The sequence below is a fragment of the Limnobacter alexandrii genome, from assembly GCF_005871185.1.
In the GTDB taxonomy this organism is placed as follows: domain Bacteria; phylum Pseudomonadota; class Gammaproteobacteria; order Burkholderiales; family Burkholderiaceae_B; genus Limnobacter; species Limnobacter alexandrii.
In genome coordinates this window covers 350,203-362,836 of sequence record NZ_SWKN01000006.1, presented here as the reverse complement: position 1 = coordinate 362,836, position 12,634 = coordinate 350,203, and the positions used below count along the sequence as shown (strand labels likewise).

Genomic DNA, 12,634 nt, shown 5'->3' with positions numbered 1-12,634 from the left:
GGATGAGAACAAGCCCCCTTCCTGAACACCGCCCCTTCATGCACCTTTGGACCGAAGGGCTGATGGACCAAAGTGATCTGTCTGTACGCCGCCAGCAAATGGTGACTGTGATGTGGATGCGCACGCTTGCGCTGGCCGCTCAGGTCTTGTTGTTGGCGGTGGTGGGTTTGTTGCTGAAGGTCAGCCTTCCCTGGTCTGTATTGGCTGTTATTCTGGGCGCACTGGTTTTACTCAATGCCATCACTTTTGTTCGCCTGCGGCAGGGCAACACTGTGGGCAGTTTTGAAGTGGCCGCCCAGTTGTTTGCTGACCTCGCTGCTTTCAGCTTCGTACTTTATTTCACAGGTGGCGTCACCAATCCTTTTGTGTCTTTGTACCTGCCCCTTCTTGGACTGGCTGCAGCTTTGTTGCCTTGGGCACAAGTTGCAGTTCTCGCCTTGTTCAGTGTGGTGGCCTACACGGTGTTGATGGGCAATTACATACCCCTGGTGTTGGCCAATCCCGATGATGGTGTTCACTTTCACCTCGTGGGCATGTGGCTGAATTTTCTGGTCAGCGTGTTGATTCTGGTGGGTTTTGTGGCGCGTTTGAGTTCATCGATCCGCAACCGCGACCAAGCGCTGGGGCGCGCACAACAACGGTTGGCGAGTGAGTCCCGTTTGGCGGCGCTGGGCAATCAGGCCGCTTCAATTGCGCACCAGCTGGGCACGCCAGTGTCCACCATTGCCACCATTGTTTCAGACTGGAAAAACGACCCCGCCATGCAGGCGCAGGCACGGGAAATGAGTATTTTGAGTGCCCAGGTTCAATCCATCACAGACACGCTGGGCCAACTGCGTGCTCAAATTGAAGTCAACCCGCGCCACAATGCCGATGCACAAATGATCAAACCAAGCGAATGGCTGCACAACACGCTTGGCCTTTGGCGAACCCGAAACCCTCAGCATGAAGTGCGGCTGATGCCCAGTATTGCCTCAATTGCAGGCGAGTTCAAAGTGCGCAAAGAATTGCTTGAGTTGGGTTTGATTACCCTGTTGGACAATGCTGCACAAAGCCAGCAGCGTGCCTCGGTGAATCAGCCGCTTCAGGTGGGCATGCAATGCGATCATGAAAGCCTGACCTTGTTTGTGAATGATGCAGGCGACGGCATCGATGTCGAGTTATTGCCCAAAATTGGGCAGCAACTGTTTCAGGCCAACGGTCAAGGCATGGGCCTTTTTCTGCTGTCCAACCTGCTTGAGCGTGAGGGTGGAAAACTCAGCCTTCGCAACCTGCACCCCGGTGTTTGCGCCAGTTTAAGTTTGCCGGTGCTGCCGCAATGATGCGTTCAATCCTGATTGTTGATGACGACGAAGTGTTTGCCAGTACCCTTGCTTTGTCGTTTGAACGCAAAGGCTTTCAAGCCAGTGTGGCCTTGAACAAAGAGCAGGCCCTGCTTATTGCCGGGCAACAGCAATTCACCGACATCACGCTTGATTTGAATCTGGGTGAACAATCGGGCTTGCAGCTGATTACGCAGCTTCGGGCTTTGCAGCCCAATGCGACTATTCTGATACTGACTGGCTATGCCAGCATTGCCACCACCGTGCAGGCTATCAAGCTGGGGGCCGACAACTATTTGGCCAAGCCAGCAGACAGCGCTGCGGTGTTGCGTACCCTGGATGATGATGCGACCGGCATTGCTTCGGCTGAAGAAGATGTCTCTGATTTTCAACCGATGTCGGTTTCTCGCCTTGAATGGGAGCACATTCAACGCGTGCTGAATGAACACGATGGCAATGTGTCGGCCACCGCAAGAGCGTTGAACATGCACAGGCGCACTTTGCAGCGCAAGCTGGCGAAGCGGCCAGTGGGGCGATAACACTGGTGCTGCTGCAATCACTAACTTGCTCGCTCAACACGCTCAGGTGCATACCCTCTCGCGCCAGAAAACCTGAATGCCCCCTTGTTATTGATTAACCGCCCTAAGCGCACCCGCTAAACAGCGGGCGGGCTGCGCTTTCGGCCTTGCCGAACGGACGGTAAATTCAACACCAAGGGCAGGTTTTCTTGATCGGCGCTGCGAGGGCATTGCGACCTGAGTGTGTTGAGCAAAAATGTTGCAGTATCAAAACTTCACATTAATCCCCGCCACCACCTGCCGCTGCCGGCCTGGGTGAATCCCGTTGGTGCGCGCAGCAATGTACTGCTTGTCGGTCAGATTCTCTGCATTCAGGAAGTAGCTGATGTTGCTGCCAGCCGGTGCAAAGCTGATTGATGCATTCAGCAAGGTCACCGCTTCGATTTCTCCGAACAGGCCACAGAACAGGTCATTTGCTGGGTCTTCCCCATTTGGACAAAAGCCCAGCGGCTCAGTGCCACCAAAGTTTTCTGTGTTGGCAAACTGCTTGCTCACATGTGTTGCACCCACTCTGGCATTCCATTGCTCGGTTTCATACGACAAGTTCAAAGCCAGCGTGTGCTTGGGGGCATAGGGCAAACGGTTGCCGGCCTGGTAAGTGCCGTATCCATCTTCGCCTTCACCGCCCACCACGCCCGAGTTTTTAAATTCAGCCGTGAACAGGTTGGTGTAGGCCATGCTGACAAAGAATGGGTTGGCTTTTTCACTGAACAATTCACCCAAGTTGAAACGCCCGGCCAACTCAAAGCCTGTGTGTTGTGCCTCGCCTTCGTTTCGGAAAAAGCCGCCTGAATTCACCACAATGTCTTCAATGTCCAAATTGAAGAATGTTGCTTCATAGGAGCCTGCACGCACATTGCCTCGAATACCCAATTCCGTCACGGTGGCCAGCTCCGGTGTTACCCGCTGAAGCATGTCGTTTTCAATATCCCGGTCGGGGCGTGGTGGGGCAAAGCCGCGGTGTACACCACCAAACACCGTGGTGTTGTCCAATCCGTTCCAGGTAAAACCAATACCAGGCAAAGTCTCGGTTTCTTTGGTGTTCAGCATGTCCTCTTGCTGGAAGTTGGCGGTACCCGCCACACCGGAGAACAGTGTTTTGGTTTGATCAATCTGCTCAACCCGAATGCCGGGTGTCAGTGTCCAGTCCCCGATCAAGAAGGTGTTTTGCGCAAAAAACGCAGTCGCCTCCACATCGGCCAGCAGACGCTCGTCAGCCTCAGGCGTGGTGTCTGCGAAGTTGTCGAATTCAAATTTCTTTCGGTCAATGTCCTCCGTGTGGTAGCGCATGCCGATGATGGTTTCGCTGGGCACACCAAACGCAGAATGGGTGAATTCAAGCTTCGGTTCAATGCCAAATACATCGTATTGTCGGGGTCGTGTTGCAAATTCGGTTTCCAGTTCACCCAAGCCAATCGTGCTTGGGTCCATCGGGTCAAAGGCCGACTCAAATTCGCGCGAGCGCAAGGAAGTTCTGTCTGTTTTGGTGTGGTAAACCTGCGTGGTCAGGCGGGCGCGTTCACCCAGTTGCCAGCCATGAATCAATTGAATGGTGTCACGGTCCATCACATAGCGTTCGCCCTCGGTGCCAGGCACCGAGTAGGGGTCGCGCAAATATTCCTGCGCCGTAAGCCCGGTTTCACTGAACAGGGAATCTTCTTCAAAACGGGTGTACTTCGCGGTCAGGGTGTGTGCGCTGTTGATGTTCAACTGGCCTTTGATGGTCACATCCTGCACATCAAACTCATGTTGCGCGCGAATGCCGTCGCCTTTGCGTTTGAGCAAATCAATCATGATGCCGCCCTGTTCCGAACCTGTGCCTAGGTTCAAATGCGCGCCGCGATAACCTTCGTTGCCCACCGACAATTTTGCCGATCCTGCAAATCCGTCTCGTGGTACGGGTTTGGTCACGAAATTGATCATCCCGCCCAGCGTTTGCGGGCCATACAAAATTTGCCCAGATCCTTTCAATACCTCCACCCTTTCAAGCCGTTCAAGGGGTGTGGAGTAGTGTGCAGAGGGATCGCCATAAGGTGCAAAAAATACGGTGGGTGCACCGTCTTCCAGCAGCAGTGTTCGCGAGCTGCGCCGCGGGTTCAGGCCACGCAAGCCAATATTCAGGTGGGTGCCTGCCGCATCTTCAGACACCACATGCAAACCGGGTACCTCGCGAACCAACTCCAGAATGGAGAAGGGCTCGCGCCTGTCCAGGTCCTCCTGAGTCAGCACATTCGACGAACCGGGCAAATTCTCAATGTTGGAAGGCAAAATACTGTTGCCCGACACTTCGACGCCAGGTAAGGCATTGCCTTGCTGCGCGTAAGCCTGGGCACTGTGCCCCAAGGCCATTAACACTGCACAGGCCACTGTGCTTAATTGAAATGCTTTCATGTCCTTCCTCTTGCCATTGTTTTGATGTTGTACGGAAAGTGTAGGAAGCAGGGCGCGCTGCGCCTAGGGAACTTTTCCCGAAATATTCGTAATTCGGGGAACTTTAAGGGTGTGATAGGCTCTTGCTATTAAGCCAACTGATCCCGAATGCAAAACAAGCCGGGGCAGTATCCTTTCCAACTTACAAAAAGACCACCGACATGACAGCAACAACCATTCAATGGATTGCCGCCTTTCTCTTTGCCGGCGCGCTTATTCACACTTTTTCAGCCAGCTACTTTGAACGCCTGGCTCACCACAGCAAACACCACAGCGGTTTGTTTCACCTGCTGGGTGAAGTCGAAGCCGTGTTTGGCATTTGGGCTCTGTTTTTGGTCATCGCCATGGCCTTTTCAGTCAATCTGGATTCAGCGGTTGAATATGTCGACACACGGCATTACACCGAACCCTTGTTCGTGTTTGTGATCATGGTGGTTGCGGCCAGCCGCCCTGTGCTGGATGCTTCCCGGCTGCTGGTGGAAGGCTTGGCGAAACTCATGCCGGTGAACAAAGGTGTGGCTTTCACCTGGCTGGGCCTGTTCATGGTGCCCCTGCTTGGCAGCTTTATTACCGAGCCTGCTGCCATGACCTTGGCTGCGCTTCTTCTACGTGATGTGCTGTTTTCCAAAGCTGTGCCCAATTTGATCCGCTATTGGGGCTTGGGCGTGTTGTTCGTGAATATTTCCATCGGCGGCGTGCTCACCTCGTTTGCGGCACCACCCGTGCTGATGGTGGCTGGCACCTGGGGTTGGGACACCCCCTTCATGATGGTCAACTTTGGCTGGAAAGCGGCAATTGGTGTCTTCATCAATGCAACCGTGTTTATTTTCTTTGCAGCCAAGCATTTGGGCGCTGAAGTTAAAACACCCGAGGCTTTGGGTGAAGACGGCCAGCCTTTGGCACCAGTGCCCTGGTGGGCCATGGTAATTCACCTGGCCTTTCTGGGTGCTGTGGTGTTGTTTGCACATCATCCCGCAGTGTTCTTGGGCATTTTCCTGTTTTTCCTGGGTTTTACTGCGGCTTACAACACCTTCCAGTCTCGCCTATTGTTGAAAGAAGGTCTTCTGGTGGCGTTCTTCCTGGCTGGCCTGGTGGTACTCGGTGGCATGCAGCAGTGGTGGTTGCAACCGGCAGTAAGTGATCTCGATGACGGTGTATTGTTCGTGGCTGCCATGGCGTTGACCGCCATTACTGACAACGCTGCGCTCACTTATCTGGGTTCGCTGATTGAAGGCACTTCAGAAAGTTTCCGCTACGCCTTGGTGGCTGGTGCGGTGGCGGGCGGTGGTCTCACCGTGATTGCCAATGCACCCAACCCCGCCGGCTTGTCGCTGCTCAAGCGCCAGTTTCCCGGCGAAGCAGTGTCAGCAGGTGGTTTGCTCGCCGGGGCTTTGGGGCCCACGGCGGTGGCCGCACTGTGTTTCTGGTATCTGTAAAAAGTTACCGGCTAAACGGGCTGATTCCGATCAAGTGAACGTGCAGCCAGGCTGCGACAACCAGCCAGGCCAGCGCGCCCACTACCACAGTCATCAGTGTCCCCACCTTGGTGGGGCCATCGCCTGCAAAGCCCATCGGAATGGCCCGACGGCGTGCTGTTTTAAACAGCAGCACAGCCCACACCAAAAACGATCCGAACAAAATGATGTCGGCCAATGTGCCGTTGGCGATCAAATGTGCCAGCGCCCATACTTTCACCGACAAAGTCATCGGGTGTTGTAACTTGGCCTTGATGTGGTTGGTGGGCACATAACAGGCCGCCAACATGATGAAAGAAACCAGCATGAGAAGCGCTGCAATGTGGCGCATCGCCGCAGGTGGATTCCACACAAAAACCGGGTCAAGCCTGGCCTGGCCGTAGCCGTACACAATCAGCACCAAACCCACAATTGAAACCGCTGTGTAAATGCCCCGATACTTGCCTTTGCCAAGCCTCGCGATCATCCCCGACCGGCGTTGGTCGTCTGGAATTCGCGTCGCGTGCATACCCAAAAAAAGCGCCAGTCCAGCGACCATCATCAGCAAGCCCATTCAGTTCTCCTTGTTGTAGTGAACCGATTATGTCACAGGCTCACGCTGCGCGCCGTGCTGCCGGTTTGGGTGCGAAAGTGCCCAGTGATTCGGGTTTGGGCAGAAGGCGTTCTAGCCAGGCAGGAACGTGTTTCAGTCCCAATACATTGTTCTCGCGCATGCCGCCCTCGGTGAACACACGGGTGCCCATGATGTAATCAAACCATGGGCGGGTGACGCACCAGTTGGCACTGGGGTTGTTGCCCATGTGGTGGTCGTAATGCCAAGGCACGCGTTGTTCACCCCAAGCCGGGCTCATGTGGCTTTTTTTGTGAACCCGGTAGTAATTCAGGCTGCTGTACCAAAGTGTGCCCACAAAAAACGGTGCCACGGGAAACAGGGGGGCCACAGCCACCGCACTGGCAATCAAGGCCCAGGCCTCCTTGCCCTGTGCATGCATGCCCAGCGGAAAGCGTTCGTAGTTGGGGTCGTAGTAGCCATGTTCACGCACTTCCTTGTGGTGTTCATGGAAATGAAAGGCCCAGAATGTGTCGCGTTTCTTGCCCATGCCATGCAGCACATATTTGTGCATGCCCCACTCCACGGCATTGGCTGTCAGCAGGCCCAAAGGAATTCCCAGCATGTTTGTCTCCGTTTTTAAATAGGTGCTACGCGTTGCCCAGGGCAGCGTTCAATGCCCGGCTACCCAGTTCCACGTGTTGCCTTGCCAGCACTTCGCAGCGCCGGCTTTCCCCGGCTTCAATGGCCTGTGCAAGCTGGGCCAGGGTGTTGATGTCGCGAAATTCGTCTTGCATCACCAGCGTCAGCGTGTTCCAGGCCGCCAGGTAGGTTTGGTTCATTGAATTAAAGGCCAGCTTGAACACCACATTGCCGCTGCCTTGCACCACCCGCGCCCAAAAATCAAAGGCCAGTTGCTGAAGTCTTGCCAGTTCCTCGGTGCTTTGCATCTCGACAATCAGGGGTTTCAGTTGTTCAGCCAGTGTTTGCCCGCCGTGCAGGGCAGCCTGCCCGGCCACCACAGGTGCCAAGGCTTTGCGCAATGCCACAATGCCGCGGGCCACCTCCAGGTTCACTTGCCCATGTGCGTTCACCATCAGGCTGGGCAGTAATTCGAGGCCGCCTTCCACCTCAAAGTTTTCAACCTGGGTGGCACCACCGTGGCGCACCCGCACCAGCCTGGCCTGCTGCAAGCGTTTAATGGCCTCGCGCACTGCACCCCGGTTCACACCCAAGGTTTCAGACAGCTCGCGCTCTGAAGGAAGCTCTGCGCCAACTGGTAATACCTTTTTAAGAATTCGATCGCGAAGTTGGGTGTAGACCTGTTCGGATATCGAGATTTTCTGAATATTTTCCATGGCTTGCCTGAATAAAGCAGTTGTTACATTCTAACTGGTCAACTGATCATACCAGTATCACAAAAAGAACATCAAACTAAAATCAAACAATCTTCAAACAGGCTGGCAGGCCTTCAATAGCGGGCAAAGTGCTGTCTCTATGAAGTGCAGCTTGGGGTGGCTGTTGCGGGTAATCAGTGCAATTTGTCGGCTGGGCAATGGGGCGGCCAGTTCAATTTGCTGAAGCTCGGTGTTGTTCAGCAAGCCAGCTTGTATGGCCATATTGGGCAACAAAGCGCAGCCAAGTCCCGAATTCACCAGTTGAACCATGGTGCCCAAGCTGCTGGCCTCGATCAGGTTGCCGTCACTGTTGCTTGCATCCCTTTGCTTGGCGCTGCAAGCCGACACGGTGTGGTCGCGCAGGCAATGGCCTTTTTCAAGCAACAGCAAGCGGCGAGTGTCCACCTCGCGCAGTGGTATGCCTGCGGTTTTGCAAAGTGGGTCATTTCGGTGGGCCACCAGTTGCAATTGTTCTTCAAACAGGGGAAAAGCCTTCAATTTGCCCAGGTCGATGGGCAGGGCAATCAATGCGGCATCCAGTTGCCCGTGCTCCAGTTCTTGTAGCAGCGCAGCGGTTTGGCTTTCGCGCACGCGAAGCACCAACTGCGGAAAACTGGTTTTCGACTTGCTTAAAATTGCACCAAGCAGAAAAGGGGCGATGGTGGGTATCACACCCAAACGGAATACCCCACTGGCCGGGTCTGCAGCCAATTGCGCGCGAGCCACCAGGTCACGGCTTGCGGACAAAATGCTTTGCGCACGCTGTGCCACCTCCACACCCACTGGAGTAAGCGCCACCCGTTGGCGGTCTCGTTCCACCAATTGCACACCCAGTGTGCGTTCCAGCTCGGCGATGCCTCCCGACAAAGTAGATTGCGTCACAAAACACAACTCGGCTGCCCGGGTAAAGTTCAGGGTTTCGGCAACAGCCAGCAAATAGCCAAGTTGCTTCAAAGACAGGGCGGTGGCTTGCGTATTCAGTGTGCTCATTCCTTCTTGATCGACATTTCCGATTGCTTTCATTGTATCCATTTGTCGTACACTTATCGTATCGACATCACCGCAGTGCCTTTGTGAACAGCCGCATCAACCCAGCCCAGTTGGCCCGAACAGCGAATGCCGCCTTTCTTCGCGACGCGTTGTTGCGCACCCGCGAACGCACCCTGGGTTTGCTGGAAGATTATGTGGCAGCGCTGGGTTCTGATTGCAAAGTACCCCGTCGCCCTGAATTGAACCCACCGCTTTGGGAGTTGTGCCATGTGGCCTGGTTTCAAGACTGGTGGCTGGCCCGCAACCCCGACTGGGCTTTGGGGGTGGGGTGCAATCCCGATACACCCAAGCTTGATTCGCGCCTGTTCAACGCCGATGCGCGCCTGAACTCAAGCACCATTGCGCACGACACCCGCTGGGAAATCGGCTTGCCCGATTTGCAAGGCACACGCGACTACCTCGCAGCCTCCTTGAGCGACACCTTAACCTTGCTTGAACAAGCCGATGCCTTGTGCGCGGGCAACCCTGGCAAAGCCGACCAGTACCTTTACTTTTTTCGGCTTTGTGTGTTGCATGAACAAATGCACAATGAAGCCGCGGTTTTTATGGCCAAGTTGTTGAACATCCAACTGCGCCCCCACAACGCGTGCCGGCCCGGCGTTCAGGAATGTGGCGAAATGCGTCAACTGCACCTGCCAGCCAGCCAGTGGACCCTTGGCTGGCAAGGGGAGGGGTTCGCATTCGACAATGAAGTGCCCGCTTGCACGGTGAAGCTGGATGCTTTCACCATGGATTCCCGCCCGGTCAGCTGGGCGCAATACCTGGCATTTGTTCAAGCCACAAAACACCCCTTGCCCGCTTTTGTTGTCTTTGAAAATGGTGGCTGGGTCGACCTTGGCTATGGTCGGCAAACGCCGTTAAACCTGAATGCGCCGGCTGAGAACATCAGTTGGCTGGATGCCCAGGCCTATTGCCACTGGGCTGGCCGCAGATTGCCCACCGAGGCTGAATGGGAGTACGCCGCACACACCCAGCCCAACATGCAGTGGGGGCAGGTGTGGGAATGGACCGCGAATACTTTCCTGCCGTTCGACGGGTTCAAAATGCACCCTTATGTAGACTACTCCCAGCCCTGGTTCCACGATCGCAAAGTGTTGAAGGGTGCCAGTTGGGCCACATCGGCCGAAATGGTTCACCCCAAATACCGCAACTACTTTCAACCCGATCGCCAAGACGTGCTGTCCGGTTTCCGCACCTGCGCAGTTAATCGGTAAATCCGATTAACTTCAAAGAAATTATCCGTTAGACGAATAAAACCCTGTCGGGCAAAATTAAGGTGTATTCAAGCCTTTGAAGCACAGGAGCCCGCCATGAGTTTTCAGGAAATGACCAAAATTGTGGGTCTGAACGTCGCCGACCAGCAAGGGTTGGACGCCACCCGTGCCTTCCGCGCACTGCGAGGTGTGGTGGGCATTCTGATTGCTGCCTTGGGCTTGTACCTCACATTCACCCAAGGTGTACCCGCCGTTTGGGCTGCCATCCAATACATTGTGGCAAGCCCCGCCAAGTTGCAGGCTGTTGAATTGTCTGCCATTGCCGGTGCGGCCACCGGCCTGGGTGGCATGGCCTTGCTGGTCATGAAAAAAATTGATGACAAAGGCCTGGGATTGTTCATTGCAATCGCTGGCGGCATGATGGCCGCAGCCGCGGTCATGTCGCTGTTCGTTCCCGCCATTCAAACCGAGGGTGCCTTGATGGTGGCGCTGGTGGCCACTGCCGCAGGCTATGGGGTCATGACGGTGCTTGACCAAACCCTGCCGCATGAACACCCTGTGGCGGGGCCTGAAATGGCAGGCAATCAACGCCTGCGCATGGCCTTGTTGATGACCATTGCCATTGCCTTGCACAACGTGCCTGAAGGTTTTGCCGTGGGTGCCAGCGCAGGCAACTTGAATGGCGCCTCAGGCACGGCATTCTCAATCGGTTTGCAGAATATTCCCGAGGGTTTGATTGTGGCCACGGCCCTGTGGAGCATTGGTGTGCACAAAGTGCTTGCTGCCCTTGCTGCCCTGGTCACTGGTTTGGTTGAGCCGATTGGCGCCGGCTTGGGTGTGATCACCGCCGATTCATGGGCCATGGGCACGCCCGCGTCCATGGCTTTTGCAGCCGGCGCAATGGCTTTTGTGGTTTGCAATGAAATGATTCCGGAGAGCATCAAAATGACTGGAAAACTCAAAACAATTTACACGGCTGGTGTGTCTACCGTGCTCACTGCGATTGCCTTGGGCTGGATGGGTGCCTGACCGCGCAAGGTGTCATGTAAGCAGGTGATAATGGGCGTTCTGAATTCAAGAATGCCTCTGCCATGCGTTTGTTTTTTCTAGTGCCTGCATTGTTCACATTGGCCGCCTGTTCCTCCAGCAATGCGCCACCCGCCGGGCTGATCGCTTATAGCTGTGTTGCTGGCGAGGCCTTGCATTTGATGGCTTTCGATCCGCACCCCGCCCGCCGCAGTTGGGCCACCTTGGGGGGAAGTGCCCAAAAGGGCGAGTCGCCATCACAAACTGCCATGCGAGAATTCAACGAAGAATCCAATTGCGCCTACAACGATGCTGAAATTGACATCAGCCAGTTCAAGGGCCCTTCAATTTCGCCGGGTGTGCCGTTTCACTTGTACACCGCGCAAGTGCCGTTCAAATCGGTTGATGAAATTGCCCAAGCCCGCCAGTGCGTCGACATTGAACGCAGTCAGTGGGTCTGGGTTCGCCATCTCGATTTGGTGCGTGCAATCAACCAGCACCATGAAGGCGCGCAAGAAGCCCTCACCGTGCCGACCGTACAAGGCCAGCCTGCACAGGTGCCTTTGTGGGATCGCGGTGTGGAGTCACTGAAAAAAGCGCTGCAAGACGGTGTGCTGCCTGAAACCATCAATTGCAGCGTCACGCAGCTGTCCTGACACCCAGTCAAATAACTAGGCAGTGAATGCAAAGCTTTGCATCGACAGCGCTTTGTATCGCACATCCTCAGGCAGCACATTCACTTTGAAGGTGTTTGATGCGGCACCCACCGCAAAGGGCAGGGGCAGGTAGTGGTCATCGTCCGGGTGGGCGCGTGCAAAGTGTGGTGCTTCAAGTTCGGCTTGCGCAATGGCCTTGCTGTCGCCTGCTTGAAGGCGTTCCTGAATCCAGGCATTGAACTCGCCCACATAAATCAGGCCTTGCGCCTGCGCATCACCACCCACTTTGGCGGCATGGATGTCCATGTCGTCAAAGTTGTGGGTCAGGCTGCCACTGCCCACCACAACGGCATTGTGTTCGCGCGCAAACTTGCCCACCACCGCACCCACATTCAAAGCAGTTTCGCCGGTCCAATCCACTGGCATGCTCAGTTGAATCATGGGCGGACCACCATTGGGAAACAGGTGCATGTAAGGTACCCAGGCGCCGTGATCAAAACCTTGTTGCGGGCGAAGTTCAGTTGAGAAATTCTGCGAGCCCAGGCAATTGGCCAGTTGTAAAGCCAATTCGGGCGCACCACAAATTTCTGGCTTCAGTTCGTACAACTGTTTTGGAAAACCATAAAAGTCGTGAACAATCACCGGTGCGTCGTGGCTGGTTACCGCCAGTTTGGCGCTGCGCCAATGGGGGCTCAGCACAATCAGCGTGCGCGTGCCCTGTGTAATCAGTTGCTGGCCCAAGGCTTCAAGTGCATGCCCGGGCAGTCCGGGCTCCAATGCGTAGTTGGGCGCACCATGGCTGATAAAAATTGAATGAATAGTGTGGCTCATGGTCAAATTGCATCTGTCATCGTGTTGACCTAGATTAACGCGACTATCTTTCAAGATCGAGGTAACTTTTTTGTACGACTCGCCGAAACTATCTGTACAAGTTGC

12 protein-coding genes are annotated in these 12,634 nt (G+C 55.0%); 6 read left to right on the top strand and 6 right to left on the bottom strand.

Going from position 1 to position 12,634, the window contains the following annotated elements; all coding sequences use genetic code 11:
• The first annotated feature begins 2 nt into the window (after window positions 1-2).
• Together FCS97_RS02010 and FCS97_RS02005 are read left to right on the top strand one after the other, a co-directional pair.
• The gene (locus FCS97_RS02010; RefSeq protein WP_138516148.1) at window positions 3-1,322 is read left to right on the top strand and encodes an ATP-binding protein; all 1,320 of its coding nucleotides are present in this window, start codon (window positions 3-5) and stop codon (window positions 1,320-1,322) included.
• Window positions 1,319-1,861: a response regulator transcription factor gene (locus FCS97_RS02005; protein ID WP_138516145.1), complete on the top strand. Its 543-nt coding sequence runs from the start codon at window positions 1,319-1,321 to the stop codon at window positions 1,859-1,861. Before FCS97_RS02010 ends, FCS97_RS02005 begins: the two co-directional genes overlap by 4 nt.
• Window positions 1,862-2,107: 246 nt before the next feature.
• Here FCS97_RS02005 and FCS97_RS02000 read toward each other — a convergent pair whose 3' ends face one another.
• Entirely contained in the window at window positions 2,108-4,291 is a 2,184-nt protein-coding gene (locus FCS97_RS02000) for a TonB-dependent receptor family protein (protein ID WP_138516134.1), read from the bottom strand.
• Between the two features lie 200 nt (window positions 4,292-4,491).
• Here FCS97_RS02000 and FCS97_RS01995 point away from each other — a divergent pair, with 200 nt between their 5' ends.
• On the top strand, window positions 4,492-5,766 hold the full coding sequence (locus FCS97_RS01995; RefSeq protein WP_138516132.1) for a putative Na+/H+ antiporter: 1,275 nt from the start codon (window positions 4,492-4,494) through the stop codon (window positions 5,764-5,766).
• Between the two features lie 4 nt (window positions 5,767-5,770).
• Here the strand turns inward: FCS97_RS01995 and FCS97_RS01990 are convergent, their stop codons facing one another.
• From FCS97_RS01990 to FCS97_RS01975, 4 genes are all read right to left on the bottom strand, one after another.
• Entirely contained in the window at window positions 5,771-6,358 is a 588-nt protein-coding gene (locus FCS97_RS01990; RefSeq protein WP_138516130.1) for an NnrU family protein, read from the bottom strand.
• A gap of 40 nt (window positions 6,359-6,398) precedes the next feature.
• The gene (locus tag FCS97_RS01985; RefSeq protein ID WP_138516128.1) at window positions 6,399-6,980 is read right to left on the bottom strand and encodes a hypothetical protein; all 582 of its coding nucleotides are present in this window, start codon (window positions 6,978-6,980) and stop codon (window positions 6,399-6,401) included.
• A 25-nt stretch (window positions 6,981-7,005) separates the two neighbouring features.
• Window positions 7,006-7,713 carry a FadR/GntR family transcriptional regulator gene (locus tag FCS97_RS01980; protein WP_138516126.1) on the bottom strand — a complete coding sequence of 236 codons (708 nt, stop codon included), beginning with the start codon at window positions 7,711-7,713 and terminating at the stop codon, window positions 7,006-7,008.
• A 93-nt stretch (window positions 7,714-7,806) separates the two neighbouring features.
• Window positions 7,807-8,784: a hydrogen peroxide-inducible genes activator gene (locus tag FCS97_RS01975; protein ID WP_138516124.1), complete on the bottom strand. Its 978-nt coding sequence runs from the start codon at window positions 8,782-8,784 to the stop codon at window positions 7,807-7,809.
• A 41-nt stretch (window positions 8,785-8,825) separates the two neighbouring features.
• Here FCS97_RS01975 and senA point away from each other — a divergent pair, with 41 nt between their 5' ends.
• The 3 genes from senA (at window position 8,826) to FCS97_RS01960 (ending at window position 11,698) form a co-directional block, all read left to right on the top strand.
• On the top strand, window positions 8,826-10,016 hold the full coding sequence (gene senA / locus FCS97_RS01970; protein ID WP_246065721.1) for a selenoneine synthase SenA: 1,191 nt from the start codon (window positions 8,826-8,828) through the stop codon (window positions 10,014-10,016).
• Window positions 10,017-10,112: 96 nt separating this feature from the next.
• The gene (locus FCS97_RS01965) at window positions 10,113-11,045 is read left to right on the top strand and encodes a ZIP family metal transporter (protein ID WP_138516122.1); all 933 of its coding nucleotides are present in this window, start codon (window positions 10,113-10,115) and stop codon (window positions 11,043-11,045) included.
• Window positions 11,046-11,107: 62 nt separating this feature from the next.
• The gene (locus FCS97_RS01960) at window positions 11,108-11,698 is read left to right on the top strand and encodes an NUDIX domain-containing protein (protein ID WP_138516120.1); all 591 of its coding nucleotides are present in this window, start codon (window positions 11,108-11,110) and stop codon (window positions 11,696-11,698) included.
• Between the two features lie 15 nt (window positions 11,699-11,713).
• Here FCS97_RS01960 and FCS97_RS01955 read toward each other — a convergent pair whose 3' ends face one another.
• On the bottom strand, window positions 11,714-12,529 hold the full coding sequence (locus FCS97_RS01955) for a DODA-type extradiol aromatic ring-opening family dioxygenase (protein ID WP_171035133.1): 816 nt from the start codon (window positions 12,527-12,529) through the stop codon (window positions 11,714-11,716).
• Between the last annotated feature and the right edge of the window lie 105 nt (window positions 12,530-12,634).